At 68.0% G+C, this 26,919-nt stretch carries 27 protein-coding genes; 11 read left to right on the top strand and 16 right to left on the bottom strand.

Annotated features, from left to right (window positions below; genetic code table 11):
• Positions 1-31 precede the first annotated feature (31 nt).
• The gene (locus JF543_RS00560; protein ID WP_206821552.1) at positions 32-1,045 is read left to right on the top strand and encodes an aldo/keto reductase family protein; all 1,014 of its coding nucleotides are present in this window, start codon (positions 32-34) and stop codon (positions 1,043-1,045) included.
• Between the two features lie 197 nt (positions 1,046-1,242).
• Here JF543_RS00560 and JF543_RS00555 read toward each other — a convergent pair whose 3' ends face one another.
• Genes JF543_RS00555 through JF543_RS00535 form a run of 5 tightly spaced genes read right to left on the bottom strand, consistent with a single transcriptional unit; the run spans position 1,243 to position 7,114 of the window.
• The gene (locus JF543_RS00555; RefSeq protein WP_206822438.1) at positions 1,243-2,631 is read right to left on the bottom strand and encodes an FAD-binding oxidoreductase; all 1,389 of its coding nucleotides are present in this window, start codon (positions 2,629-2,631) and stop codon (positions 1,243-1,245) included.
• A gap of 22 nt (positions 2,632-2,653) precedes the next feature.
• On the bottom strand, positions 2,654-3,559 hold the full coding sequence (locus JF543_RS00550; protein WP_224818046.1) for a carbohydrate ABC transporter permease: 906 nt from the start codon (positions 3,557-3,559) through the stop codon (positions 2,654-2,656).
• Positions 3,556-4,521 carry a carbohydrate ABC transporter permease gene (locus JF543_RS00545; protein WP_206824357.1) on the bottom strand — a complete coding sequence of 322 codons (966 nt, stop codon included), beginning with the start codon at positions 4,519-4,521 and terminating at the stop codon, positions 3,556-3,558. The genes JF543_RS00550 and JF543_RS00545 overlap by 4 nt, the downstream gene beginning before the upstream one ends.
• Positions 4,522-4,526: 5 nt before the next feature.
• Positions 4,527-5,834 (bottom strand): ABC transporter substrate-binding protein, encoded by a 1,308-nt coding sequence (locus JF543_RS00540; protein WP_206822437.1) that lies wholly within the window; start codon positions 5,832-5,834, stop codon positions 4,527-4,529.
• Positions 5,835-5,878: 44 nt separating this feature from the next.
• A complete protein-coding gene (locus JF543_RS00535) occupies positions 5,879-7,114 on the bottom strand; it encodes an aminotransferase class V-fold PLP-dependent enzyme (RefSeq protein ID WP_206822436.1) in 1,236 nt (411 codons plus the stop codon).
• Positions 7,115-7,280: 166 nt separating this feature from the next.
• Between JF543_RS00535 and JF543_RS00530 the strand changes: the two genes are divergently transcribed.
• Complete coding sequence (locus tag JF543_RS00530) at positions 7,281-7,979, top strand: FadR/GntR family transcriptional regulator (RefSeq protein WP_179409815.1); 699 nt, start codon at positions 7,281-7,283, stop codon at positions 7,977-7,979.
• A 22-nt stretch (positions 7,980-8,001) separates the two neighbouring features.
• Here the strand turns inward: JF543_RS00530 and JF543_RS00525 are convergent, their stop codons facing one another.
• The 5 genes from JF543_RS00525 to JF543_RS00505 form a co-directional block, all read right to left on the bottom strand.
• Entirely contained in the window at positions 8,002-8,511 is a 510-nt protein-coding gene (locus JF543_RS00525; RefSeq protein WP_179409816.1) for a glycine cleavage system protein R, read from the bottom strand.
• Positions 8,512-8,660: 149 nt separating this feature from the next.
• Positions 8,661-9,713 (bottom strand): PLP-dependent cysteine synthase family protein, encoded by a 1,053-nt coding sequence (locus tag JF543_RS00520; RefSeq protein ID WP_206822435.1) that lies wholly within the window; start codon positions 9,711-9,713, stop codon positions 8,661-8,663.
• A 22-nt stretch (positions 9,714-9,735) separates the two neighbouring features.
• The gene (locus tag JF543_RS00515; RefSeq protein ID WP_206551081.1) at positions 9,736-10,512 is read right to left on the bottom strand and encodes a GntR family transcriptional regulator; all 777 of its coding nucleotides are present in this window, start codon (positions 10,510-10,512) and stop codon (positions 9,736-9,738) included.
• Positions 10,509-10,919 (bottom strand): D-ribose pyranase, encoded by a 411-nt coding sequence (gene rbsD, locus JF543_RS00510; protein WP_206822434.1) that lies wholly within the window; start codon positions 10,917-10,919, stop codon positions 10,509-10,511. Before rbsD ends, JF543_RS00515 begins: the two co-directional genes overlap by 4 nt.
• A gap of 10 nt (positions 10,920-10,929) precedes the next feature.
• Positions 10,930-11,910 carry a ribokinase gene (locus JF543_RS00505; RefSeq protein ID WP_242519354.1) on the bottom strand — a complete coding sequence of 327 codons (981 nt, stop codon included), beginning with the start codon at positions 11,908-11,910 and terminating at the stop codon, positions 10,930-10,932.
• A 54-nt stretch (positions 11,911-11,964) separates the two neighbouring features.
• On the opposite strand from JF543_RS00505, the gene JF543_RS00500 reads away from it, so the two are divergent.
• Positions 11,965-12,621, top strand: coding sequence for a transaldolase family protein (locus tag JF543_RS00500; RefSeq protein ID WP_179409820.1), 657 nt, complete (start codon positions 11,965-11,967; stop codon positions 12,619-12,621).
• A gap of 15 nt (positions 12,622-12,636) precedes the next feature.
• Here the strand turns inward: JF543_RS00500 and JF543_RS00495 are convergent, their stop codons facing one another.
• Positions 12,637-13,317, bottom strand: coding sequence for a FadR/GntR family transcriptional regulator (locus JF543_RS00495; protein ID WP_179409821.1), 681 nt, complete (start codon positions 13,315-13,317; stop codon positions 12,637-12,639).
• Positions 13,318-13,382: 65 nt separating this feature from the next.
• On the opposite strand from JF543_RS00495, the gene JF543_RS00490 reads away from it, so the two are divergent.
• Entirely contained in the window at positions 13,383-14,252 is an 870-nt protein-coding gene (locus tag JF543_RS00490; protein WP_206821559.1) for an amidohydrolase family protein, read from the top strand.
• Positions 14,253-14,455: 203 nt separating this feature from the next.
• On the opposite strand, the gene JF543_RS00485 is transcribed toward JF543_RS00490, so the two are convergent.
• From JF543_RS00485 to JF543_RS00475, 3 genes are all read right to left on the bottom strand, one after another.
• The gene (locus JF543_RS00485; protein WP_206822433.1) at positions 14,456-15,217 is read right to left on the bottom strand and encodes a DUF559 domain-containing protein; all 762 of its coding nucleotides are present in this window, start codon (positions 15,215-15,217) and stop codon (positions 14,456-14,458) included.
• A 432-nt stretch (positions 15,218-15,649) separates the two neighbouring features.
• Complete coding sequence (locus JF543_RS00480) at positions 15,650-16,444, bottom strand: SDR family NAD(P)-dependent oxidoreductase (protein ID WP_206824159.1); 795 nt, start codon at positions 16,442-16,444, stop codon at positions 15,650-15,652.
• Between the two features lie 5 nt (positions 16,445-16,449).
• Positions 16,450-17,343, bottom strand: coding sequence for a fumarylacetoacetate hydrolase family protein (locus JF543_RS00475; RefSeq protein ID WP_206822432.1), 894 nt, complete (start codon positions 17,341-17,343; stop codon positions 16,450-16,452).
• 123 nt (positions 17,344-17,466) lie between these two features.
• On the opposite strand from JF543_RS00475, the gene JF543_RS00470 reads away from it, so the two are divergent.
• From JF543_RS00470 to JF543_RS00440, 7 genes are all read left to right on the top strand, one after another.
• Positions 17,467-18,762: an enolase C-terminal domain-like protein gene (locus tag JF543_RS00470; RefSeq protein ID WP_206822431.1), complete on the top strand. Its 1,296-nt coding sequence runs from the start codon at positions 17,467-17,469 to the stop codon at positions 18,760-18,762.
• Positions 18,755-19,729, top strand: coding sequence for an aldo/keto reductase (locus tag JF543_RS00465; RefSeq protein WP_206822430.1), 975 nt, complete (start codon positions 18,755-18,757; stop codon positions 19,727-19,729). Before JF543_RS00470 ends, JF543_RS00465 begins: the two co-directional genes overlap by 8 nt.
• 26 nt (positions 19,730-19,755) lie before the next feature.
• On the top strand, positions 19,756-20,175 hold the full coding sequence (locus tag JF543_RS00460; RefSeq protein ID WP_206822429.1) for an RbsD/FucU family protein: 420 nt from the start codon (positions 19,756-19,758) through the stop codon (positions 20,173-20,175).
• Between the two features lie 65 nt (positions 20,176-20,240).
• Positions 20,241-21,110, top strand: a complete 870-nt coding sequence (locus JF543_RS00455; protein ID WP_206822428.1) for a sugar phosphate isomerase/epimerase family protein — start codon at positions 20,241-20,243, stop codon at positions 21,108-21,110.
• A gap of 159 nt (positions 21,111-21,269) precedes the next feature.
• Entirely contained in the window at positions 21,270-22,775 is a 1,506-nt protein-coding gene (locus JF543_RS00450; RefSeq protein WP_179409828.1) for a sugar ABC transporter ATP-binding protein, read from the top strand.
• Entirely contained in the window at positions 22,772-23,803 is a 1,032-nt protein-coding gene (locus tag JF543_RS00445; protein ID WP_206822427.1) for an ABC transporter permease, read from the top strand. The genes JF543_RS00450 and JF543_RS00445 overlap by 4 nt, the downstream gene beginning before the upstream one ends.
• 138 nt (positions 23,804-23,941) lie before the next feature.
• Positions 23,942-24,937, top strand: coding sequence for an ABC transporter substrate-binding protein (locus JF543_RS00440; RefSeq protein ID WP_179409830.1), 996 nt, complete (start codon positions 23,942-23,944; stop codon positions 24,935-24,937).
• 66 nt (positions 24,938-25,003) lie between these two features.
• Here JF543_RS00440 and JF543_RS00435 read toward each other — a convergent pair whose 3' ends face one another.
• Both JF543_RS00435 and JF543_RS00430 read right to left on the bottom strand, forming a co-directional pair.
• Positions 25,004-25,960 (bottom strand): phosphotriesterase family protein, encoded by a 957-nt coding sequence (locus JF543_RS00435; protein WP_206822426.1) that lies wholly within the window; start codon positions 25,958-25,960, stop codon positions 25,004-25,006.
• Entirely contained in the window at positions 25,960-26,913 is a 954-nt protein-coding gene (locus JF543_RS00430) for a shikimate dehydrogenase family protein (protein WP_179409832.1), read from the bottom strand. The genes JF543_RS00435 and JF543_RS00430 overlap by 1 nt, the downstream gene beginning before the upstream one ends.
• Between the last annotated feature and the right edge of the window lie 6 nt (positions 26,914-26,919).

Below are 26,919 nucleotides of genomic sequence, written 5' to 3'. Positions count from 1 at the left end.
ACGCGGTGCGGAACGCCACTAGCGTGGGCACATGGTCAACTATCGCTATCTGGGCAACAGCGGACTCAAGGTCTCGGAGATCACCTACGGCAACTGGGTGACGCACGCATCGCAGGTCGGCGACGACGCCGCCGTCGCGACCGTGCACGCGGCGTTGGATGCCGGCATCACCACCTTCGACACCGCAGACACCTATGCCAACACGGCCGCCGAGGTCGTGCTCGGCAAGGCTCTGGAAGGTCAGCGGCGCGCGAGCCTCGAGATCTTCACCAAGGTGTACTTCCCCACGGGGCCGAAGGGACCGAACGACACCGGACTCAGCCGCAAGCACATCTTCGAGTCGATCGACGGATCGCTCACGCGCCTCGGCACCGACTACGTCGACCTGTACCAGGCGCACCGCTACGATCACGAGACTCCGCTGGAAGAGACGATGCAGGCCTTCGCCGACGTCGTGCGCCAGGGCAAGGCGCTGTACATCGGCGTCTCCGAGTGGACCGCCGAGCAGTTGCGCGCAGGCCACGCCCTGTCGAAGCAGCTGGGGTTCCAGCTGATCTCGAACCAGCCGCAGTACTCGATGCTGCACCGCGTGATCGAGGGCAAGGTCGTGCCGACCTCGGAAGAGCTCGGCATCTCGCAGATCGTCTGGTCGCCGATGGCCCAGGGCGTGCTGAGCGGCAAGTACCTGCCCGGTCAGCCGGTGCCCGAGGGATCGCGGGCGACCGATCCGCACTCGGGGGCGCACTTCATCCAGAGCTTCCTGCGCGACGAGATCCTCGAAGCGGTGCAACGGCTGAAGCCGATCGCGGCCGAGGCGGGTCTGACGATGCCGCAGCTCGCGATCGCCTGGGTGCTGCAGAACCCGAACGTCGCCGCCGCGCTCGTGGGCGCGTCGCGTCCCGAGCAGCTTGCCGACACGGTGAAGGCGTCCGGAGTGCGGTTGGATGCCGACACGATGGCCGCGATCGATTCCGCGCTCGCCGGCGTCGTCAACGACGACCCGGAGCACACATACGGCGTCTCTCCCGCGCAGCGCCTCGTCTGAGGCATCCGCCGCGCCCCGCCTGCCCCTCTCCGCCTTCCCCCGCCCCCGCCCCCGCACACCTTCCCCCGCCCCGCCCCCGCGCACCCATTCCCATCCACGAGGGGTCAAAATCTGTCGGGTTCAGAGGGCTGCACACGACGATTATTGACCCCTCGTGAGGGAGGCGCGGGCGGAAAGGGGCGCGTGAGGGGAGGGCGCTACGGGGCGTCGAACATCACGCCGGGGTTGAGGATGTTCTGCGGGTCAAGCGCCTGTTTGATGCGCTGGTTCAGCTCGAACACGTCGTCGCCGAGGTACGCGGCCAGCCAGGGCTGCTTGAGCCGGCCCACTCCGTGCTCACCGGTGATCGTGCCGTCCAGCGCGAGCGCCAGATCCATCACCTCGCCGAAGGCGCGATCGGCACGGGCGCTCTGATCGGCATCCTCGCGATCGAACACCAGCAGCGGGTGCGTATTGCCGTCGCCGGCGTGCGCGATGATCGAGATCTCGATGCCGTTGCGCTCGGCGATCACCTGCACGCCCTCGACCAGATCGGCGAGTCGCGGCAGGGGCACGCCGACGTCTTCCAGCAGCAGCGCTCCGCGACGCTCCACCGCCGGCACGGCCATCCGGCGGGCGGCGATCAGCGCCTCGCTCTCGTCAGCATCATCGGTCGCGTACACCTCGGTGGCGCCGGCCTCCGTGCACAGCTGCTCGATCGCCTCGGCCTGGGCCGCTGCCACCGCGCCTGACTCGTCGGACTGCACCAGCAGCATCGCCGCCGACGTGCGATCGAGCTCCATGCGCGTCATGTCCTCGACGGCGTTGATGGCCACCTGGTCCATGAACTCCAGCATCGACGGGCGCATCGTGGCCTTGATATCGACCACGGCCTGCACCGCGCCCGAGAGAGTGGGGAACATCGCCACCAGCGTGGTCGGTGTGCTCTGCGCGGGCACCAGCCGCAGCACCACCTCGGTGACGATTCCGAGAGTCCCCTCGCTGCCGACGAACAGCTTCGTCAACGACAGCCCCGCCACATCCTTCAGACGCGGGCCGCCGAGCTTCACCGCACGTCCATCGGCGAGCACCACCGTCAAGCCCAGCACGTAGTCGCTGGTGACGCCGTACTTCACGCAGCACAGCCCGCCGGCATTGGTGGCGACGTTGCCGCCGATCGAGCAGAAGTCCTGCGACGACGGGTCGGGCGGGTACCAGAGGCCGTGCTCGGATGCTGCGGACTTGACCTCGGCGTTGAACGCCCCCGGCTGCACGACCGCCATCTGCACGGCCGGGTCGATGGTGATCGCCCGCATCCGCTCCAGCGAGATGACGATTGCGCCGTCGACGGCCGACGTGCCGCCCGACAGGCCCGAGCCCGCGCCGCGTGGGATGACGGCGAGATTCTCGCGGGCCGCGATGCGCACCGCGGCCTGCACATCCTCGGTCGACTCGGCGCGGACGACCGCGAGCGGCATGCCGGCTCGCGGGTCGTCCGCACGGTCGCGGCGGTAGGCCTGCAGGGAGTCCTCGTGGGTGATGAGCGCTCCCTCGGGGAGCGCTGCCGTGAGCGCGGCGAGAACGCTCGCGCGACGATCGGTGTCCATCATCCGAGGCTATCGCCGCAGGTCACTCCTTGACGGCACCCGAGGTGAGTCCCGCCACGATCCAGCGACTGGCGAGAGCGAACAGCACCATCGTCGGCAGGATCGTCAGCACCGCGGCGGCCGACATCGAACCCCAGTCGATGTTGAACGTCGAGATGAAGCCGTTCAGCGCCGACGGCACCGTCCGCTTCTCCTCGGAGTTGATCAGCACCACCGACAGGAAGAGCTCGTTCCAGCAGTTCACGAAGTTGAAGATGAACGCGGCGATGATGCCGGGCGTCATCACCGGGACGAGCACACGGAACAGCGCGGTCAGGCGCGAGCATCCATCGATCATCGCGGCTTCTTCGAGCGCGGCCGGGACGTTCTCGAAGAAGCCCCGAAGCATCACCGTCGAGAACGGGATGCACACCGCGACGTACACCAGCACGAGTCCGGGGCGGGTGTCGACCAGCCCCAGGTCGGTCATCATCGAGTACAGCGGTCCGAGCGCGATGAACGCGGGGATCATCTGCGTCAGCAGGAACGCCACCAGCACCGGGCCCTTGCCGCGGAACTCGAACCGTGCGAGCACATAGGCGCTCAGCAGGGCGATCAGGGTCGCCACGGCTCCGGCTGCCAGCGCCACGATGGCGGAGTTCATCAGGAACACCCCGAAGCTGCTCTTCTCGAACAGGCTCGAGTAGTTCTGCAGCGACGGCTCGCTCGGCCAGTACTCGATGGGGAACGCGTTGATCGTTCCCGGTGACTTGAACGACGTCAGTGCGATCCAGTACAGCGGGAACAGGGTGATGATCAGCCAGATCGCCAACCCGGTGAAGCGCACGACCCCGCCGACGGTGAGCCGGCGGCGCGGGCGCGGTGCCTGCGGCGCGCGGCCGGAGCGCTTGGTCGCCTCGGCGGTCGTGATGGCCATGGTCGCGCTCATCGTTGCATCCTCCTCATCGCCATCAGGTAGAACCCGCAGAACACCAGCAGGAAGGCCACGACGATCAGACCGATGGCGCTGGCGATGCCGTAGTTGCCCTGCTGGGTGAAGTCGATCATCCACGTGGTGACGATGTCGGTCTGGTTGGCGGGGCCGCCGCCGGTCATCGCCCAGATGATGTCAGGGAAGTTGAAGATCCAGATGATGCGCAGCAGCACGGTCAGCAGCAGCGTCATCGAGATGTACGGGATGATGATCGAGAACAGCTGGCGCACCTTGCCGGCGCCGTCGATGCTCGCAGCCTCAAGCATCTCGTCGGGCACCGACTGCAGTGCCGCGAGGATCATGATCGCGAAGAAGGTCACGCCGTACCAGATGTTCGCGGCGATCACGGCGAACATCGCCAGCTTCGGGTCGGCAAGCCACGGCAGCGGCTGTGCGATCAGACCGGCCTTCATGAGCAGGTCGTTGATCACGCCGAACTCGGCATTGAACATCCAGCGGAACAGCATGCCGATCAGGAAGCCCGAGACCGCCCAGGGGAAGAACACCAGTGCCTGGTAGACACCGCGGAACCGGAACCGCTTGCGCAGCGCGAGGGCGATGAGAAAGCCGATCACCAGCTGGGGGACGAGCGACCCGACCACCCAGAGCACCGAGTTCCAGGCGACGGTGGGGAACACCGGATCGGTGAACATGGTGACGAAGTTGTCGAAGCCGACGAACGGCGTCGAGGTGAGGTCCCAGAGGTTCCAGTCGTGGAAGGCCATGCGGGCGCCCTGCAGCATCGGTACGTAGGTGAACCAGACGACGAAGACGATCGCGGGCGCCATGAAGGCGAGCAGGGTGAGCGCGTGCTTCGCTCGGAAGACGCGGTGCCGGGAGCCGGATGCCGGCGTGCGGGCGGGGGAGGCCCCGCCGGCTGCGCCGACGGGGCCTCCCTTCACAGTGCGAGCAGCCAACGGGGTCAACCCTTCTCCGTGGCGTACTTCTCCGTCCAGTACTCGTCCCACGACGCCAGCAGCTCCTGCGTGGACATGTCGCCCAGCAGCACCTTCTGCACGTCCTGGTCGGACTTCTGGATCCATTCGGTCCACCAGCTCACGCCGCGCGGCTGCACGACGTTGATGTAGGTGTCGGGGTTCTCGGTCATCGTGACGTAGCTGGTCCACGGGCCGGTCTTGTAGAAGTCATCCTCTGCGGCGCCGGCGATGATCGGCACCAGGCTGTTCTTCTGCGCGAAGGTGGTGGCCGGGCCCGACGACGACAGGAACTCGACGAGCTTGACCGCCTCTTCCTTGTGCTCGCTGGCCTCGGTCACGCCCCATCCGGCGGTGGCAAGCGGCTGCGCGGCCTTGCCGGTCGGGCCGACGAGCAGGGGAGCGGTGTCCCACTGGTCCTCGCTCAGCGACGATTCCTGCACGGTGGCGATGACCTCGGGGTCCTGCAGCAGGAACGCGGTGGTGCCGTTGGTGAAGCCGGCCACCATCTCGGGGTAGCCCCACGAGACGGCCGACGGCGGCGATGCCTGGGTGAACAGCTCGAAGTAGGTGTCCACGGCGTCCTGCGCCTCGGGGGCGGCGAATATCGTGGTGCCGTCGTTGAGTAGGAAGGCGTCCTCGACGTTCAGGTCGTCGATGACGTACGCCTCGATGGCCGCGACGACGTTGCTGTTCGCGTTGGGGCCGCCGCGGAAGGCGTAGCCGTAGACGTTGCTGGACGGGTCCTGGATGGCCGATGCCTGCTCGAGCAGGTCTTCCCAGCTCTGCGGCGGGCCGTCGAATCCGGCATCCGCCACCAGATCGGTGCGGTAGAACAGCGACAGGCCGTAGAAGCCGTAGGGCACGAAGTAGCTCTTGCCGTCGGTGTCGGCGGCGGCCTGTGCGTTCTCGGTGAGCTCGTTCCAGCCGTCCCAGTCGGCCAGGTCGCTCTTCATGTCGTAGAGCCAGCCGTTGTTCGAGAAGGGGCCGACGGTGAGGTCGCGTACCTCGAGCACGTCGACGCCCTTGCCGGACTGCAGCATCTGCTGGATCTTCTGGTCGGCCTGCTCGGTGGGCGGCGAGACCAGCTTGACGGTGATACCGGGGTTCTCGGCCTCGAACTCGTCGAGCAGTCCGCGCAGCAGGTCGGTGCGTGCGGGGTTGGTCAGGCTCTCGACCATCTGCAGGGTGACGTCGCCGTCGGCCGAGCCGCCGTCGCTGCTGGCCGAGCAGCCGGTCAGGGCGAGCGCGGCGACGGTGCCGATGCTCGCGGCTGTCAGAAGCTTGTGCTTCATGAGGTGCCTCTTCTCTTTCAGGGTTGGGTGTTCTCGGGTGGGAGTCAGATGACGTGTGCGGGCGCGGGGGTGCGGATGCCGGCGCGCTGAAGGATCTCGGGAATGCAGCGGTCCACGAAGGCCTCGAAGTCGGATGCTTCGGTGTACAGGTGGGCCGAGAGTCGGAAGTAGCCGACGCCCTCGAAGCTGGTGAACGCCGTCTCGACGCCGACGGCGTCGATCAGTTGCATCCGCAGGTCGTCGGCCTGCTCGCGATTGCGGCCGAGGGCGTCGGGCAGGCGGATCAGGCGCATCGACGGCACGGGTGTCGGCAGCGGCGCGAGCGCCTCGGCCTCGGTGTAGGGCTGCAGGGCATCGGCGATGACGCGCGCCCCATGGTCGGCCATCGCTGCGATCGCCTCGCGAGCGGCGTCCCAGCCGATCTCGCTCTCGACGAAGTCGATGGATGCCGGTGTGCTCAGGTAGGTGGTGGCGTCGACCGTGCCCTGGGTGTCGAATCGGACCGGGTAGGGGTCGGGTGCGCCCCAGGAGTCGATCAGCGGCCAGAGGTCTTGGCGGTCTTCGGCCGTGGTCACCAGCAGGGCGGAGCCGCGCGGGGCGCACGGCCACTTGTGCATGTTGCCGAACCACCAGTCACCGCCGCCGGCGACGGCGGCGTCGGGAATGAGGCCGGGGGCGTGCGCGCCGTCGACGAGCGTGCGTACGCCATGCTCGGCGGCGAGGGCGGCGATCCGCGCGGTGGGGAATCGGCGCGCCGTGGCGGAGGTGATCTGGTCGATGACGATCAGCCGGGTGCGCGCGCTGATCGCGTCGGCGAAGCGCTGCACCACCTCGTCGTCATCGGCGAGCAACGGCAGACGCACCACGCGCACGGTTGCTCCGAAGCGTCGGGCCAGGCGCTGTGCGCCCATGGTCACGGCGCCGTAGCCGTGGTCGGTGACGAGGATCTCGTCGCCGGCAGACAGTACGAGTGCGTTGAACACCACGGTCGCGGCGGCCGAGGCGTTCGGCACGAATGCGGTGTCTTCGGCCCGCGCTCCGACGAACGGGGCGGTGCGCTCACGGGCTTCGCGCACGCGCTCGGCGATGCGCGGGAACCACTCGACCGGGCTGAGGTCGGCGCGGCGGCGCAGGGCGTCCTGATGCGCGACGACGCTGGTGGGCACGGCTCCGAACGACCCGTGGTTGAGGTGGATGATGTTCGGATCGAGCGGCCACGCGTCGCGTGCGCGCTCGAAGGACTTCAGCCGGATCGGCGGTGGGGTGGTGCCCGTGGTCATGCATCCTCGCAACGGTGGGGGGAGAACTTGTTGCACAACCATGCCACGGCTCCGGGGATATGTCGAGGGAAATCCGCTTTTAGTGACTAAGTTGTTCTACAAATAGTCTCCGAGGTGTCCTTCCGACAGACTCGCTGCAAGCACGACGGAGACACGGGGAGAACCGATGAGTGCACTCGACACCGCCCTGCACGGGTTGCGATCGCTGATCGCCGATGGCGCCTTGCGCCCCGGCGACCGCCTGCCCAGCGAAGGCGAGCTGTGCGAGCAACTCGGTGTGTCGAGAGGCTCGCTGCGCGAGGCGATTCGGATGCTGGCGGCGCTGGGCGTTCTCGAGACCAGGCACGGATCGGGCAGCTACGTCGGCGAGCTGCGCGCCGCCGACCTGATCAGCAGCCTGTCACTGACCGTCGGGCTGCTGCCCATGGAGGGCGTGCTCGAACTCACCGAGCTTCGCCGTGCGCTCGAACCGCACGTCGCCGCGCTCGCCGCCGCGCGCATCGATCAGGACGAGATCGCCCGCCTCGATGCGCTGCTCACCGAGATCGAGTCCAACGACGACTTCCAGGCGCACTCGCGCCTGGACCACGAGTTCCACATGGCCATCGCCGAGGTCGCCGGGCAGGACGCACTCACCAGCCTGCTCGACGTTCTGCGCTCCCGGTCGCGCGCGTACCGTCTCTCCGACCCGGCGGATGCCGCCGAGCTGAAGCGCAACTCCGATATCGGGCACCGCGCCATTCTGCGCGGCCTCGCCGCGGCCGACCCGGTCGCCGCGTCCGCGGCGGCGTCTGCGCACGTCGCCGACACGGCCGCGTGGGTGCGGACGCACTCCGCCGGAGAAGCGGAGCCGGTGCGGGACTGACGCCCGCACCGAACGATGTCGTTCAGTCGACGGTGATGTCGACCTGGATCTCGCTGGCGATCCGCTCGAGCGCCGCGCGCAGGGCATCCATGTCGGCCGAGGCCGGGACGACAGCGGTCACGGACGACTCGAACAGTCGGCCGCCGGCCATCGCCGCGTCGCGCGTCTCGGTGGTCATGCTCTCGATACTGAGGGCGTGTGACCCCAGCGCGCCTGAGACCTCGCGCACGATTCCGGGGCGGTCGTTGCCCAGAACGGTCAGCGAGACCCGTTGCGGCGAGGCATCGGCCCCGCTGCCCGCCCCGGCGTGTACCGTCACCGTCAGCAGGCCATCGAGCGCGTCGAGGGCTGCGCGCAGGTCATCGACGCGGTCCGCAGCGACCGAGACCTGGATCACGCCCGCGAACATTCCGGCAAGCTCGGCGAGGCTGCTGTTCTCCCAGTTGCCGCCGTGGGCATCGACGACATCGGCGACGGCAGAGACGAGTCCGGGGCGATCCGCTCCCGCGACGGTGAGGATGAGCGTAGTCATGGCCCCAGGGTAGCCCGGTGCTGGTCGCTGTCGGTTCACAACTCCGGAGAACTCCAGTGGTCTGGTGGCAAAACGGCTCAGATGACCGGATTCGGCGAGAATCTCCGGAGTTGTGAACGCAACCGCGCGCCCAACGACTCGACGCGCGCTTACCCCCAGGCGCTTCCGGCGAGGAAATCGATCATCCGCTGCCGGTGCGGGGCCAGATCGAGGCCCTGCGCCGTGACCCATTCGTCGGAGTAGTAGGTCTGCGTGTAGCGGATGCCGCTGTCGCAGATCAGTGTGACGACGCTGCCGGTCTCGCCGGCATCGCGCATGCGCCCGATGAGTTCGAAAGCGCCGTACAGGTTGGTGCCGGTCGAGCCGCCCGCCAGGTGCAGCGTGCGCTCGCGCAGCAGGCGGATGGCAGCGACCGAGGCCGCATCCGGCACGGCGATCATCTCGTCGATGACGCTCGGGACGAACGAGGGCTCGACGCGCGGACGCCCGATGCCCTCGATGCGGCTCGGCTGCCCGGTCGCCTCGGTGTCGCCCTTCCAGGCGGCGTAGAACGCCGACCCCTCGGGGTCGACGACCGCGACCTGTGTGGCGTGGCGCCGGTAGCGCACGTAGCGTCCGAACGTGGCGCTGGTGCCGCCGGTGCCGGCACCGACGACGATCCAGCGGGGGATCGGATGCCGCTCCTGAGCCAACTGGCTGAACACGCTCTCGGCGATGTTGTTGTTGCCCCGCCAGTCGGTGGCCCGCTCGGCGAACGTGAACTGGTCGAGGTAGTGCCCGTAGCATCCGGCCGCCAGACGCCGCGCCTCGGGGGAGATGTCCTCGGCTCGATCGACCAGGTGGCAGTGCCCGCCGTAGAACTCGATGAGGTCGATCTTCTCCTGGCTCGTCGAGCGCGGGACGACCGTGATGAACTTCAGGCCCAGCATCCGGGCGAAGTACGCCTCCGACACCGCCGTCGACCCGCTGGACGACTCGACCAGCGTCGTGTTCTCGTCAATCAGGCCGTTGACCAGCCCGTACAGGATCAGCGATCGTGCCAGGCGGTGCTTGAGCGACCCGGTCGGATGCACCGACTCGTCTTTCAGATACAGGTCGATGCCCCACTCCGCCGGGAGGGGGAACAGGTGCAGATGCGTATCGGCTGAGCGGTTGGCATCCGCCTCGAGCACCCGGATGGCGGAACTGACCCACTCACTCATGATTCGAGGGTAGTCGTCGCGGTCACGGGATGCGGATGAGCTCGCCCCGCGAGCTGTCGGCGTCGAGCTGGAACTCGAAGCGGGAGCGGTCGCCGCGGTGGTAGGCCACGAAGAATTCGATCGGCCGCCCGCTCTCATCGCGGCTCACGCTGCGCAGCCGCAGCAGGGCCGCGCCCGCGGTCAACCCCAGCAGTTGGGCCTGCTCGTGCGTGGCCACCGTCGCCTCAGCCGAGCGGACGCCGTGCGTGGCGACGATGCCCTGCTCTGCGAGCAGTCGGTAGAGCGAGGCCTCCCGCAGATCGACGTCGAACGAGTGCGTGCCGACGTCCTCGGGCATCCACGTCGTCGACAGCGACCAGGCGTCGCCGTCGACGTGACGCAGACGTTCGAGCACGACCACCGGGGCGCCCTCGTCCAGCTCGAGCGCCCGCGCGACCTCGGCATCGGCGGTGATCCGCTCATGGCGCAGGATGTCGCTGTGCACGTGCCCGCCGCGGCGCTCGACCTCCTCGTAGAGTCCGACCAGCGTGTGCACGAGCGATTCGGCCGTACGCGGCCTGGCCACGAAGGTGCCCTTGCCCTTGACCCGTTCGATCAGGCCCTCGTGCTCTAGCTGGCCCAGTGCCTGCCGCACCACCGTGCGCGAGACGCCGTACTGGTCGCACAGTCGGTGCTCGCCCGGCAACGGGTCGCCGGGCTGCAGGCGGTCGTTCTCGATGTGCTCGACGATCAGCCGTCGCAGCTGGTCGTACATCGGAGCGGCGGAGCGACGGTCGATCCCGTCGTTGCTCTCGGTCATGACGGTGCTCCGTACGCGACGCCCGCGTGCAGGATCACGTTGGCGTACGGTGTGAACTCGCCGGAGCGCACGAAGGCGCGGGCATCCGCGGTCCGCTTCTTGAACTCGATGTGCGGCACCAACTCGATCTCGATGCCCGGCAGGCGCTCACGCAGTGCGTCGAGCACGTGCGGGCTGATCTCGGCGACCTCTGCCGACACGGTCGCACCCTCCACGACCATCTCGGCGAGCACGGTGTCGAGCACATCGAGGAACGCCGGTGCGCCGGGGCGATATGCCAGATCGATGCGCTCGGCACCGGGCGGGATCGGCAGTCCGGCGTCGGTCACGACGATCAGGTCGGTGTGACCCGTCTCGCTGATCACGCGAGAGAGCGCCGGGTTGATGGTGGTGTCGGTCTTGCGCATGGGCTCCTCCTCAGCTCTGCGACGCGCGCAGGGCATCCACTTCTGCACGACGGGGCAGGCTCGGCGAGGCGCCCTGGCGGGTGACGGCGATCGCGCCCGCCGCGCTGGCCAGCTCGGTCGCCTCAGCCAATGTCCAGCCCTCGGCGAGTGCCGCGCCCAGGTAGCCGGCGTAGGCGTCGCCCGCGGCGGTCGTGTCGACGGCTTCGACGGGGATCGGGTCGATGAACGTGGTGCCCTCGGCGGTCACGACGCACGACCCCTTCTCAGCCATCGTGATCACCGCGGCGCCGGCGCCCTGCTCACGGAACCAGCGGCCCGCACGTTCGGCAGAGTCGCGGTCGACGACCTCGATGCCACTCATCAGTGTCGCCTCGGTCTCGTTCGGGGTGACGATGTCGATGTGTGCCCAGACCGCGGCATCCAGTGGCGCTGCCGGAGCCGGGTCGAGCACGACGGTCATGCCGTGCTCGCGGGCACGCGAGGCGATGTGCAGGGTGAGGGATGCCGGGGTCTCGAGCTGTGTCAGCAGCACCGACGTCGTCGGCGCGAGCGCGGCGAGGGCCGCGTCGATCTGCTCGGCGTTGAGGTGGGCGTTGGCCAGCGGCACCATGACGATGTCGTTCTGCGCCGAGGCGTCGACGCGGATGTGGGCGATCCCGGTGGGTCCGGGCACCGTGCGCAGGTGGGTCAGATCGACACCCGCGCTGCTGAGGCCGTCGACGACGAGATCGTGGAACAGGTCATCGCCCACGCAGCCGACGAAGCTGGTGCGGGCGCCTGCGAGACCGGCCGCGACGGCCTGGTTCGCGCCCTTGCCGCCCAGCAGCAGGGTGAACTCGTCGCCGAGGATGGTCTCGCCGCGGGCGGGGAGCCGCTGGGAGAAGGTGGTCACATCGGCGGTGACGCTGCCGACGATCACCACACCGGTGCGGCTGGACTGGTCGCTTGTCATGTTCTCCCGATCGGCTTTGACTTCGACGAACGCTGTCATTACATTAGCCGCATCCCTACCTGTAATCACAGGTTGGACGCGTGAGGAGACCGGATGACCGCGCCGCGGCTGTATGTGGACAGTGCTGATGTCGAACGTGTGGGACGGTTGCTCGACGCCGGCGTGATCCACGGCGTGACGACGAACCCGACCATCCTCGAGCGCGGCGGCCGCACGGCCGCCGACATCCCAGAACTCTACGCGCGCTGGACCGGCCAGGGCGCACGCGAGGTCTTCTTCCAGACCTGGGGCGGTGACCGGGACGCCTTCCTGCGCAACGCCGCAGGCCTGCTCGAGCTGGGTGACCGCATCGCCGTCAAGGTGCCCGCCACCGAAGAAGGCTTCGCGGCGGCATCCGCCCTCGTGCGCGACGGGGCGACCGTGCTCGTCACCGCCGTCTACTCCGTGGCGCAGGCGCTCGCCTGCGCCAGTATCGGCGTGCGGTACATCGCCCCCTACCTCGGGCGGATGCGCGACGCCGGCCTCGACGGCGACGGACTCATCGCCCGCATGCAGGCGGTGTGCGCCGACAGCGACACGGACGTGCTCGCCGCGAGTCTGCGCTCGGCCGACGACATCGTCGCGCTGCGCGAGAACGGCGTGCCCTACTTCACGGCCGCACCGGCCGTGCTCGATGAGCTCTTCGCGCACCCGGTCAGCGACTCGTCAGCCGCCGAGTTCGACGCCGCGATGGTGCGCCTCGGAGCCTGAGCAGAACCGGTCGCGTCAGGCCTGAGCGGCCTGACGCAGCCAGCGCTCCACACCGGCGACATGCGCGCTCGCGAGCGATGCCGCCAGCGTCGCATCGTGGTTCGCGATGGCCTCGGCGATCGCGCGGTGCTCCGAGAGCGTGCGCTCCACGGCCCCCTGTTCGGTGAGCCCGCGCCACACCCGCGCCCGTATGGTCTGACTGCTCAGGCCGTCGATCAGGCTGGCGAGATATCCGTTGCCGGCCAGGCCGACCACCTGCGAGTGGAAGTGCGTGTCATGCGCCACGAGGTCGTCAATCGACACGGTCTGCGGATCGACGGCGTTGACCTCGTCGAGCAGTGCACCGGCATCATCGGCGCCGGCATGGCCCGCGGCCAGCGCGGTCGCCTGGGACTCGAGGATGCGGCGCACGGCGAACAGCTCCAGCAGCGAGTCATCATCGTGCATGTCGACGACGAACGTGATCGCCTCCAGCAGCAGATGCGGTTCGAGACTCGTCACATACGTGCCGTCCCCGCGGCGCACATCGAGTACGCGGATGACCTCGAGCGCCTTCACCGCCTCGCGCATCGAGTTGCGCGAGAGGCCGAGTCGCTCGGCGAGTTCCTTCTCGGGCGGCAGGCGGTCGCCGGGACCGAGTTCGCCCGACACGATCATCGCCTTGATCTTCTCGATCGCCTCGTCTGTCACAGCCATGCGCACATCTTCGCATATTGATCGGATGTCTCGGTGAGGTGTGTGAGCATGGGTGCATGCGCGTCATGGACTCTCACCTCCACCTGTGGGACCCGGAGGTCCTCAGCTACCCCTGGTTGGAAGGAGAGCTCGACAGCCGCTTCGCCGTCGATGAGCTTCTCAACGACCGGATCGACGATGTCGACGAGCAGATCGCAGTCTTCGTACAAGCCGACCCCGTCGAGAAGCAATCGATCGACGAAGTGCGCTGGGTCGACGCGATCGCCGAGGCGACCGGCGTCGTCGCAATCGTTGCGGGGGCTCGGCTCGACCGCGGTCGCAAGACCACACGGCACCTCGACGCACTCGCCCGATACGAGAGTGTCGTGGGGGTGCGGCACCTGCTGCAGGGAGAGAAGGACGGACTCGCCCGCACCCCGAAGTTCATTGAGGGCGCCCGAACCCTGGCATCCCGAGGATGGACGTTCGACGCCTGTGTGCGCGCGCATCAGATCCCCGACGTCACAGCCCTTGCCGACGCCGTTCCGGGGCTGAACATCGTGCTCGACCACCTCGGCAAGCCCGCTGTCGGCACCCCGGACGGGCCGTTGCGGCCGAGTGCGGACTGGCTGCGTGACCTGGCCGATCTCGCGCGACACCCGCAGGTGTACATCAAGCTGTCCGGTCTGCCGGCCGAAGCAGGTGGGGTGTGGGATGAGGATCAGCTGGAGCCCTTCCTGGATGCCGCGGCGGACGCTTTCGGGGAGAACCGGCTGATGTGGGGCAGTGACTGGCCGGTGTCGTCGATCGACGCCACCGTGATCGACGGCGGTGCCTACGTTCCGGGGGGACGCGACGACTGGTGCCACACCATCGCCGACTGGGCAGAGCGCCGCGGCCTTGATGTTGACAAGATCCTCTGGACGAACGGTCGCCGGTTTTACGGCATCCGCTGAAGTCGGTGGTGTCGGGCGCCCGGTTCGGCTGCTCCGGTCGCACTTTCTCCCGCTTCGCGAGGTCGGATGCGGGAGAAAATGCGACTGGAATGAAGAGCCGGACGGCGGATGCGGGAGAAACTGCGACCGGAATGGCGGGCGCGAGCAGAGGCGAATGCGGATGCGGATGCGGATGCGGATGCGGCTCGGCCGGGCAGCGCCCGTCAGCGGGCCAGCGCCCGGCGGATGCGTGCGATGAGCTCATCGGGGCGGCGGTAGAGGGCATCGGTGACCTCGATCACCGTCCAGCCTGCGGCGCGTAGTGCGGCGATCCGCTCGACGTCGGCCGCGTAGCTCGCATGGTGCAGGCGGCCCTGGTACTCGATGGCAACCTTTCGTTGCGGATACGCCATATCGACGCAGGCCAGGAATCGGCCGTCCGCGGTGAACACGTCGTGGTTGAGCGCGGGCTCGGGCAGTCCGGCCATCACGATGCGATATCGCAACAGCGATTCCCGCGGGGACCAGGAGTCTTCGCGGATGAGGTCCACCGCCGTGCGGAGCCGCGCCATGCCGATGCGGCGTCCGGACGCCAGCATGGTGCGCAGATCGGCGATTGTGGTCCACGGTTGGCGCCCCACTGTTGGGCGGCCGGGACCTGGCCGGTGCCGGCGGCACAGGTAGTCACCGAATGCGACGAGGTCGGGCACGCTCCACGAGCCCATCTGCGTCCACAGAAATGCCGGATGTACGGCGTTGATACCGTCTCCTTCGAGCCACGGCACTTCTTCAGGGATTCGGTGGCCACGCACGCCTGCCGCGCGCACGAGCGGTCCCGCGCCTCGGGTGCTGACGTGCACGGGTAGGGTCGCACCGTCGAGGGGGCCGTTCTCGTCGAGCGCGAGCGGCATCGGTCCGCCGATGAGGGCGATCGCGCTCTCGTGGCTGATCAGTTGGTTCGGCCGAAGTCGCGTCGCGTAGGCCAACGTGCGGAGTCTGTGCTCGTGCCGCTGGCGCGCGAACGCATCTGTGGGCTCTGGCGTGGCGGAGGACCCCGTGCGGCGGGAGCGCACGCCCTGAAACGGGCGATCCAGGTCAGCGCGGTGCAGGCGCCCGCGGTTCACTCCTGCGACCGCGGCGTCCCGCACGGCGAAGTGCGTGGGAAGGTGAGGCGGGAGAGGGCGCGGGCGCGGTGGCATCCGCCCACGATGGCATCTCGGGGCCGGTGCCGAGCCGGTTATCCACAGGCGCCGACGCGCGGTGCGTCATTGAGGGCATCCGCCGGGTGGTTCCCGTCGCAGTTTCTCCCGCTTCGCGACGGCGGATGTGGGAGAAACTGCGACCGGAATGAGGACGCGACGCCGGAAGCGGGAGAAACTGCGACCGGAACGCGGGCGACAAGCCGGCCGAAGGCGCGACTACTCGCTGCGCAGGCGCAGCTGCGCCATGCCGCCGTCGACCTCGATGCAGGTGCCGGTGGTCGAACCGGACAGCGGGCTGACCAGGTAGAGCACGGCGCCGGCGACCTCGTCGGGCGAGACCAGGCGGCCGTGCGGCTGGCGGGCGTTCAGCGCTGCGCGCTCGGCGGCGGGGTCGTCGGCCGAGTCGAGCAGGCGCCCCACCCAGGGGGTGTCGGCGGTGCCGGGGTTGACGGCGTTGACGCGGATGCCCTCGCGCAGGTGATCTGCGGCCATCGCCCGGGTCAGCGCCGAGACGGCGCCCTTGGATGCCGAGTACAGAGCGCGCTGGGGGAGTCCCGTGGTGGAGGCGATGGATGCCGTGTTGCACACGGCAGCGGCGGGCGAACGCCGCAGCCAGGGGAGCGCCGCCGCGGTCACTCGCGCGATACCGGTGACGTTGATCGAGAGCACGCGCGCCCATTCGTCGTCGTCGTTCGCGGCGATATCGCCCTGGGCGCCGACGCCGGCGTTGTTGATCACGATGTCGATGCGGCCGAACTTCTCTGCGACCGCCGCGACGGCGGCATCCACCGACGCGCGGTCGGAGACATCTGCGGTGAACGCGGCGAAGGCGGCATCGGCGTGGGCGATGTCGCGGTCGAGTACCGCGATCTGCGCGCCTTCGGCGTGCAGCGCTCCGGCGACGGCGGCGCCGATACCCGAGGCGCCGCCGGTGACGATCGCGACGAGTCCGTCGAGCTGGCCGCCGGCGCGTTTCGTCTCGCCTTCGGCTCGCTCAACGACCGGGTCGATGCCGCTCACTTCGTCTCGCTCCGCTCGCTCAGCGCACCGCACTTCGCACGCTCCCAGGCGACGAACTGCTGGCGCTGCGCGCCTAGGCCCTCGATCTCGATGTCGACGACGTCGCCGGCCTTCAGGTACGGGAACTTGCCGCCGAAGGCGACGCCCTGCGGGGTGCCGGTGAGGATGAGGTCGCCGGGCTCGAGGGTGACGTACTGCGACAGGTGGTGCACGATGGTGCGCACGTCGAAGATCATGTCGTTGGTGTTCGAGTCCTGTCGGGCCTCGCCGTTGACGAAGCTCTTCAGAGTGAGGTTGTCGACGTCGACCTCGTCGGGGGTCACCAGCCACGGGCCGGTGGGGTTGAAGCCGAAGGCGATCTTGCCCTTGGACCACTGCCCGCCCGAGATCTCCATCTGGAAGGTCCGCTCGGAGACGTCGTTGGCGACGACGTAGCCGGCGATGTGCGCCGCGGCCTCGTCGACCGAGTCGAGGTAGGCCGCCCGCGCGCCGATGACGATGCCGAGCTCGACCTCCCAGTCGGTCTTCTCGCTGCCGCGGGGGATCGTCACGGTGTCGTTCGGCCCGACGACCGTGTTGGGCGTCTTCAGGAACATGATCGGCACCGTGGGCGGCTCGGAGCCCGACTCACGGGCGTGGGCGGCGTAGTTCTGGCCGATGCAGATGACCGCGCTGGGGCGGGCGATCGGCGCGCCGATGCGCAGCTGGTCGGCGTCGGTCAGCTCGGTCAGCTCACCGGCGTCGAGCGCGGCGCGGGTGCGGGCGACGGGTTCGTCGGCCAGGAACGCGCCGTCTACATCGGATGTCACGGGGCGCAGATCGAAGGTGCGGTCTGCGTCGATGACGACCGGGATCTCTCTTCCGGCCTCGCCAAGTCGCGCGAACTTCATGGTTCTCCTTCTCGTCTTCGGGGGCGGGTGCCATGGGGGCCGCCGCCGTTGACAGTATAGACATCGGATGTTTACACTTCCAAGTGATCTGCGTCGGGCACTCCGACGCGTTGAAGGAGCATTGTGAGCCGTATCGTCGCGCTGGACACCAGCGACATCCGCTTCCCCACGTCGTTGAGTCTGGACGGCTCGGATGCGATGAACCCCGACCCCGACTACTCGGCGGCCTACGTGGTGGTGCGCACCGATGCGGCCGACGGCATCGAGGGGCACTCCTTCGTCTTCACGATCGGCCGTGGCAACGACGTGCAGGTCGCCGCGATCGACGCCCTCGCGGGCCACCTCGTCGGGCGCGAGATCGAACCGCTGCTCGACGACATGGGCGGTACGTTCCGCGAGATCATCGGCGACTCGCAGTTGCGCTGGCTCGGCCCCGAGAAGGGCGTCATGCACATGGCGATCGGCGCGGTGATCAACGCACTCTGGGACATCAAGGCCAAGCGCGCCGGTCTGCCACTGTGGCAGCTGCTCTCGCGTATGACGCCCGAGCAGATCGTCGACCTGGTCGACTTCCGGTACCTGACCAACGCGCTGACCCGTGACGAGGCGCTCGAGATCCTGCGCGCCGCGGTGCCCGGTCGCGCAGCGCGCGAGGCCGAGCTGCTGGCCACCGGATACCCCGGCTACACCACCAGCCCCGGATGGCTGGGCTACTCGGACGAGAAGCTCGAACGCCTGGCCCGCGAGGCGATGGCTGACGGCTTCACCCAGATCAAGCTCAAGGTCGGCGCCGACCTCGAAGACGACATCCGCCGCTTCCGCAAGGCGCGCGAGGTGTGCGGACCGGACTTCCCGATCGCGATCGATGCCAACCAGCGCTGGGAGGTCTCGGAGGCGATCGCGTGGGTGAACGCACTCGCCGAGTTCGACCCCGCCTGGATCGAGGAGCCCACCAGCCCCGACGACATCCTCGGTCACGCCGAGATCGCCCGTGGAGTCGCCCCGATCCGCGTCGCCACCGGCGAGCACGCTCAGAACCGGATGATCTTCAAGCAGCTGCTGCAGGCCGAGGCCATCGAGGTCATGCAGATCGACTCGGTGCGCGTCGCCGGAGTGAATGAGAACATCGCCAACCTGCTGCTCGCCGCCAAGTTCGGCAAGCCGGTGTGCCCGCACGCGGGTGGCGTGGGCCTGTGTGAGGCCGTGCAGCACCTGTCGATGTTCGACTTCGTGGCCGTCAGCGGCACGCGTGAGGGGCGCCTGATCGAGTACGTCGATCACCTGCACGAGCACTTCGTGATCCCCACCGACATCCAGGGCGGGTCGTACATGGCGCCGACGGGGCCCGGCACGAGCATGGAGATGAAGGCCGAGAGCATTGCAAAGTACACCTGGACGGGACAGCACGTTGTTGACTGATGCGGAATCGACCGACCTGGCCCTGCCGACCCTCGGATACGGTGCCGCCAACGTCGGCAACCTGTTCCGGTCGCTCACCGATGATGAGGCCTGGGCGGTGCTTGAGGCGGCCTGGGATGCGGGCATCCGCTACTTCGACACTGCGCCGCACTACGGGCTGGGGCTCTCCGAGAAGCGCCTGGGCGCCTTCTTGCAGACGAAGCCGCGCGACGAGTTCGTCGTCTCGACCAAGGCCGGGCGTCTGCTGCGCCCGAACCCCGAGCACCAGTCCGGCGGACTCGACACCGACAACGACTTCCATGTGCCTGACGACCTGCGTCGCGAGTGGGACTTCACCGAGGCGGGCATCCGCGCCAGCATTGCCGAGTCGCAGGAGCGCCTGGGGCTGGACCGCATCGATCTGCTCTACCTGCATGACCCCGAGCGGCATGATCTCGATCTCGCGCTGGCCGAGGCGTTCCCGGCGCTTGAGAAGGTGCGTGGCGAGGGCGCGGTGACGGCGATCGGCATCGGATCGATGGTGTCGGATGCCCTGACTCGGGCCGTGCGCGAAGCCGACCTCGACATCATCATGGTCGCCGGCCGCTACACCCTGCTGGAGCAGCCGGCTGCGGCCGAGGTGCTGCCGGCGTGTGATGAGCGCGGCACGGGCATCGTCGCTGCGTCGGTGTTCAATTCGGGGCTGCTCGCGAAGAGCGAGCCGACCCGTGACGGGCGCTACGAGTACGGCCAGCTGCCCGAGCAGCTGTGGGACCGTCTGGTGCGCATCGCCGATATCTGCAAGGACCACGGCGTGCCGCTTCCCGCCGCGGCGATCCAGTTCCCGCTGCAGGCCGACGCCGTGCGTTCGGTCGTCGTCGGTGGCAGCCGGCCCGCCCAGCTTGCGCAGAACGCCGAGTACGCGGCGCTGCCGATTCCGGCGGAGCTGTGGCAGAACCTCGCCGCCGAGGGGCTCATTCCCGCCTGACCGGAGCTTGACAGAAGGACACGACGATGCTCGAAGGAATCAACCCGCTGCTGACGGGTGAACTGCTGCTGCACCTCGATCGCATGGGGCACTCCGATGCGGTCGTCGTCGCCGACGCCCACTTCCCCGCGTGGGCGCTCGGCGCGCGCGTGATCGACCTGCCGGGCACGACGACGCCCGAGGTGGTCGCCGCGATCCGTTCGGTGCTGCCGCTGGATGACGCCCCGGGTATGGACCTGATGGAGTCGGCCGACGCGACGGTGCTCGATGTGCAGCGCGAACTGATGATGGCCGCGGGCACGACGGTGCAGACCACGCGCTTCGTGGAGCGTTTCGCGTACTACGACGTGGCCAAGGGGGCCTATCTGATGGTGCGCACCGGCGAGACCCGCAAGTACGGCAACGCCCTGCTGCGCAAGGGCGTCGTCGGGCATCCGTCAGACTGACGGTTCCCGGCCGCTGCGGCCGTAGACGCAGACAGAAGTGAAGAGAAACCAGCAAAGGAGCTGTGATGAACATCGGATGCCATGGACTGGTGTGGACGGGCACGTTCGACGCCGCCGGGATCGAACGGGCGGTGCGCAAGACCGCCGAGGCGGGTTTCGACCTGATCGAGTTCCCCCTGATGGACCCGTTCGCCTTCGACGTCGGTGCCGCGCGGCGCGTGCTCGACGAGCACGGCCTGGCTGTGAGCGCCTCACTGGGGTTGTCGGATGCGACCGATGTCACCAGCGACGACCCCGCGGTGGTCGCGGCGGGTGAAGCACTGCTGATGCGGGCGGTCGATGTGCTGGCCGATCTGGGCGGGACGCACTTCTGCGGAGTGATCTACTCGGCGATGAAGAAGTACATGCTTCCTGTTTCGGAGGTCGGCGTCGCACGCAGTCAGCGGTCGATCGCACGCGTCGTCGATCATGCGGCGTCGCGGGGCGTGCAGGTGTCGCTCGAGGTGGTCAACCGCTACGAGACCAATGTGCTCAACACCGCGAGACAGGCGGTCGAGTACGTGGGGCAGGTCGACCGGCCGGGGCTCGGGATTCACCTCGACACGTACCACATGAACATCGAGGAGTCGGATATGACCGCTCCTGTGCTGGATGCCGCCGAGCTGTTGCGCTACGTCCACATCGGTGAGAGCCACCGCGGGTACCTGGGTACCGGCACGGTCGACTTCGATGCGTTCTTCAAAGCACTCGGCCGTATCGGCTACGACGGCCCGATCGTGTTCGAGTCGTTCTCGTCGGCGGTGGTCGCCGACGACCTCAGCCGGATGCTCGGAATCTGGCGGAACCTCTGGACCGATAGTGACGAGCTGGGGGCGCACGCCAACCGGTTCATCCGCGACAAGCTCGTCGCCGTGGAGTCGATCGCGTTGCACTGACGCCCTGTAATCGACTTGTTATTACAGGTCTGGCGCAACCGCGCATTCTTAGATACATTTAGATACAACTTGCATCGGAACCGCGAGAAGCGCACAATTGACCCGATGTTTGAAATGGATTCCAAGAGGGGTCCGTAACCTCCGAGGGAGTAGGGCAACATGACCGAACCCATCCTCCGCATGGCCGGGATCAGCAAAGGGTTCCCCGGTGTGCAGGCGCTTCAGGATGTGAACCTCGAGGTGCGGTCGGGCGAGGTGCTCGTTCTCGTCGGAGAGAACGGCGCCGGCAAGTCGACCCTGATGAAGATCCTCTCGGGCATCTACACCCGAGATGAGGGCACCATCCACTTCGAAGGGCAGCCGGTCGAGCTGACCAGCCCGCTGCAAGCACAGCAACTGGGGATCACGATCATCCACCAGGAACTGAACATGATGCCCGACCTCACGGTCGCCCAGAACATCTACATCGGCCGCGAGCCCAAGACCGGTCCGTTTCTTTCGGAACGTGCGCTGAACAAGCAGACCGACGAGCTGCTGGCACGTCTGGGCATCCGCCTGGACGCACGACAGAAGGTGGGCGAGCTGACCGTCGCCGAGCAGCAGATGGTCGAGATCGCCAAGGCGCTGTCGTTCAACGCCAAGGTGCTGATCATGGACGAGCCCACGTCGGCGCTGACCGATACCGAGGTCGAGACCCTGTTCGTGCTGATCGAGCAGCTCAAGCAGCGCGGCACGGGCATCGTCTACATCTCGCACCGCATGGACGAGCTGCGTCGTCTGGCCGATCGGGTCAGCGTGCTGCGCGACGGCGCGTACATCGGCTCGCTCGAGAAGTCCGAGATCAGCATTCCCCGGATCATCGAGATGATGGTCGGTCGGACCATCGACGAGGGCACGCGTCCCGCGGCGCGTGAGCACCTCGATGACCCGGTGGTGCTCGACGTGCAGGGGCTGTCGACCAAGGCACTGCTGAAGGACGTGTCGTTCCAACTGCATCGGGGCGAGATCCTCGGCTTCGCGGGACTCATGGGGGCTGGTCGCACCGAGACGGCCCGTGCCGTGATCGGCGCCGACCGCAAGGACGCCGGCACCGTCAGCATCGCCGGCAAGGTCGCCCGCATCCGCCAGCCCGAGGATGCCGTCAAGCGTGGCATCGGCTACCTCTCGGAGGACCGCAAGCTGCTCGGGCTGATGCTCGACCAGGACGTCACGTTCAACACGGTGCTGGCCTCGCTCGACTCCTACGCCAATGCGATCGGCTGGATGGGCGACCGCAAGGCCAAGAACCAGACCAAGGAGTACGTGCAGCAGCTGCGTGTGAAGACCCCCTCGGTCAACCAGATCGTCAAGCTGCTGTCGGGAGGCAATCAGCAGAAGGTCGTCATCGCCCGCTGGCTGATGCGCGACTGCGACATCCTCATCTTCGACGAACCCACCCGAGGGATCGACGTCGGTGCCAAAGAGGAGATCTACCGTCTGATGCAGCAGCTCGCGGCATCGGGCAAGTCCATCATCGTCATCTCGTCGGAGCTGCCCGAGATCCTGCGCGTCGCGAACCGCATCGCCGTGTTCGCCAACGGCAGGATCACCGGAACGCTCCGCAACGAGGAAGCCAGCCAGGAGAAGATCATGCAGCTCGCCGCCCACGGGGAGGAAGAACAATGAGCACGCCGAAGCAGCCCGGATCGACGACGACCGTCGTTCAGCAGGCCGTGAACGAGAACACCGACAAGCGCGACATCGGCGCGATGCTGAAGCGCCAGCTGCAGCAGTCGCTGGCATTCGGCACGCTGATCGTGCTGGTGATCTTCTTCGCCATCGCCAGCCCCGCCTTCTTCACCGTCAGCAACCTCACCACGGTGCTGCTGTCGACCGCGGTGATCGCGATCCTCGCACTCGGAACCACCTTCGTCATCATCACCGGCGGCATCGACCTGTCTCTGGGAACCGGCATGGCACTCTCGGCCGTGATGACGGGTGTGTTCATCACGAACTGGGGCATGCCGATCTGGGTCGGCGTGGTCGGCGGAATCGCCACCGGCGTGCTGATGGGGCTCGTCAATGGTGTGAACATCACCATCCTGCGACTGCCCCCGTTCATCGCCACACTGGCGATGATGATGATCGCCGGTGGCCTGGCGCTGGTGATCTCGAACGTGCGACCCATCTACTTCTCGACGTCGGCTCCCGAGTTCAAGCGCATCGCGCTGGGAACGCTGATCCCCGGCATCCCGAACGCCGTGCTGATCACGCTGGTGCTCGCGGTCGTCGCGGCTCTCGTGCTGTCGAAGACGCTGCTCGGCCGCTACACCTTCGCGATCGGCTCGAATGAAGAGGCCACGCGGCTCTCGGGCGTGAACACCCGCCGCTGGACGATCTTCGTCTACATGTTCGCCGGCGCGTTCGTCGGCGTCGCCGGTGTCGTGATCGCGTCGCGACTGGACTCCGCCCAGCCCCAGATCGGCATGGGCTACGAACTGCAGGCCATCGCGGCCGTGATCATCGGCGGCACCTCGCTGCTGGGAGGGCGCGGATCGATCGTCGGCACCGTGATCGGCGCGCTGATCATGAGCGTGCTCGTCAACGGCCTGCGGATCATGTCGATCCAGCCCGAATGGCAGAACGTCGTCGTCGGCGTCGTCGTGCTGCTGGCGGTGTTCTTCGACTCGCTGCGCAATCGACAGCGCACCTGATGACTCGGGTGGCGGCGATACCCGTGCCTGCCACCACCCGATCGGCTCCGGCCGAACCCGCGGAGCGATCCGCACGGCACAGCACCAGATGTCCACACCGCCGACCTCGGTCGGCACACAGAGAACAATGGAGTTTCCATGCGATTTGGTAAGAAGACCGCATTCGCGGCGATCGTCGCAGCCTCCGCTATCGCCCTCGCCGGCTGCGGTGGCGGCGACGTGGTCAGCGAGAGCCCCGCGGGCGAGTCCGGCAACGACGGCGAGATGTACATCGCCCTCGTCTCGAAGGGCTTCCAGCACCAGTTCTGGCAGGCCGTCAAGACGGGTGCCGAGCAGAAGGCCGAGGAGCTCGGCGTGCGTGTCACGTTCGAGGGCCCCGCAGCCGAGACCGAGATCGCCCAGCAGCTCGACATGCTGACCACCGCGATCAACAGCAACCCCGACGCCATCGGCTACGCGGCACTCGACCCCGAAGCGTGCGTCGCCCCGCTCGAGCAGGCGAAGTCGAAGGACATCCCGGTTGTCTACTTCGACGCCCCCTGCAACGGAGACGTCGGGCTCAGCCTGGCCGCCACGGACAGCAAGGCCGCCGGTGCGCTGGCCGCCGAGCACATGGCCGAGCTGATCGGCGGCGAGGGCGAAGTGGCCATCGTCGGCCACTCGCAGATCAACTCGACCGGTGTCGAGCGCCGTGACGGCTTCGTCGAGAAGATCGAGGCCGACTACCCCGACATCACCATCGTCGACATCCAGTACGGTGATGGCGACCACCTGAAGTCGGCCGACATCGCCAAGAGCATGATCGCCGCACACCCCGACCTCAAGGGCATCTACGGCACCAACGAGGGCTCGGCCATCGGTGTGGTGAACGCGGTCAACGAGCTCGGGCTGGCCAAGGGTGAGCTGACGATCATCGGCTTCGACTCGGGTGCGGCCCAGATCAACGCCATCAAGGACGGCACGATGGCCGGTGCCATCACCCAGGACCCGATCGGCATCGGCGCCCGCACCGTCGAGTCGGCCGTGGCCGCGGCCAACGGCGAGACGCTCGATGAGTTCTACGACACCGGCTCGTACTGGTACGACGCCGACAACATCGACGACCCGAAGATCGCGGCAGTCCTCTACGAGTGATCTGACACGACAGCAGAAGGCCCCCTCGCGTGAGCGAGGGGGCCTTCTGCTGTCGTGCGGTGCACGTTAGTGCAGGGCCAGCAGACGTGCCGGATTGGTCGTGATCAGCGCGTCGACAGCCGCGTCGCCGACGGCGCTGCGCAGGCGCGGCAGGTACCGTTCGCCGAGATAGGCGAGTCCGGGCATGCCGCCGTAGGCGATGTAGCGGGTGGCGCGTGCCACATCGCCGCCCAGGACGATGCGATCGCCCCCGCCGCCCGCGATCACCGTGTCTGTCAGCGTCAGCAGCTCGGCATCCGAGCGCGTGCGCGGGCGGGCGTAGCCGTCGTAGCCGAGGTAGGCGCCGCGCTCGGTGAGCGAGAGATGCAGACCGGCATCGGGGTCGCGGTCGGCGTGGGCCAGCACGACGCGGTCGGATGCCACCCCCTCGTCCGCCAGCAGATCGAGCACCTCGTGTGCGGCGGTGCAGAACTCCAGATGCACCATGATGGGCGCGCCGATCGCGCGGTGCGCCTCGGCGATGGCCATCAGCGTGGTGCGCTCGAACGCGCTGATCCGCCAGTAGTCGGCGCCGCCCTTGAGCATGCCGGCGCGCACCGGCGCGCCGGTCGGTGACAGCGCGCGCGGCCCGCGCGGATCGGCGTCGGTCGCGGGCATCCCCTCGCGCACATCGGCGATGAACAGGGCGGCTAGCTGTGCGGCATCCGCTGTGTGCGTCGGATGATCCGGCGCGTAGTGGGCCTCTCGATGCCGACCGGTCGTGGCGATCACGCCGAGTCCGGTGGCGGTGCTGATCCGCGCCAAACCCGCGGGGTCGCGCCCGAGTCCGAACGGCGTGGCATCGACCATGGTCTCGAACCCACTGGCTCGCAACAGAGCGGCCTCGGCGCTCGAGGACTGCTCGTCATCGAGCTCGTCCCCTGGCAGCAGGGGCGAGACCTGAAAGAGGTGCTCGTGGTAGTTCACCCTGCCCAGCGCCGCCGGTTCGACGTCACCGAGGACGGTGCGCACCACGGCGGTCATCAGCGCACCGACTCCGCTGCCGCCGCGAGCCGGTCGACCGTGTCGGGGGTCAGCTCGATCTCGAAGACGTCGGCGACGACCTGCGACCAGCCGTGGATGAAGTAGCGCCAGCCGTCGACCACCTGCAGCGCCCGGCGGTCGCGTTGGGCGGCGGCCTGGTGCAGGAACTCCAGCGAACCGCGGTAGTTGAACTCCCACGCCCACGCCCGTTCGGGGAAGACCACGGCATCGGTGAGAGGGGAACCGGGGCGGTCCTTGCCGAGGCCCGTCGCATTCGCGATCACCGAACCGGGAGGGGCCGCCTCGACGAGAGCGTCGGCGTCGGTCGCGTGCGGAGTGACCACGTACCGGATCAGGTCATCCGGGGTGCCGTGCTGGCGGTGCACCTCGCGCAGATGGTCGAGCTTGTCCTGCGTGCGCGCGGTGACGGTGATGCGTGCGGGCGCGTCCGCGCGCTCGGACAGCGCCCAGCTGAGCGCCGTGCCGGAGCCGCCCGCGCCCAGGATGATCACCTCGGCACCGGTGCGGGCGAAATGATCGGCGGGCAGGAAGTCGTTCAGCGCGAGGTCGACCGTGAGGGGGTCTTTCGCGCGTCCGATCAGCTTCGCCCCGCGCTTGGAGATGCTCGAGATCTCGGAGCACGAGACGGCGAACGGATCGAGCTCGTCGAACAGATCGGATGCCGCCGCGAACACGTTCATCTTGTGTGTGGTGACCAGGGCGCCGCGGTGGTGCTTGTCGTCGCGGATGCGCTCGACCATCTCGCGGTAGACGCTGGGGGTGGCGTCCATCGGCAGATCGTGCCCGACAAGGGTGCGCGTCGGCAGGCCGAGGATGTCGGCCCACAGCGGGAACACCTTCATGATCGACGACGAGCCGGTGGTGACGCCGACGAAGCCCATGTAGTCATCAGAGGGAGCCACGTGGTCATCGGAGAGAGGGAGGGTGGTCATCGGCTG

Source organism: Microbacterium esteraromaticum, from assembly GCF_017303215.1.
GTDB lineage: Bacteria > Actinomycetota > Actinomycetes > Actinomycetales > Microbacteriaceae > Microbacterium > Microbacterium esteraromaticum_C.
Note: the sequence above shows the minus strand (reverse complement) of the source record. Positions and strands in the feature narration are given on the sequence as shown.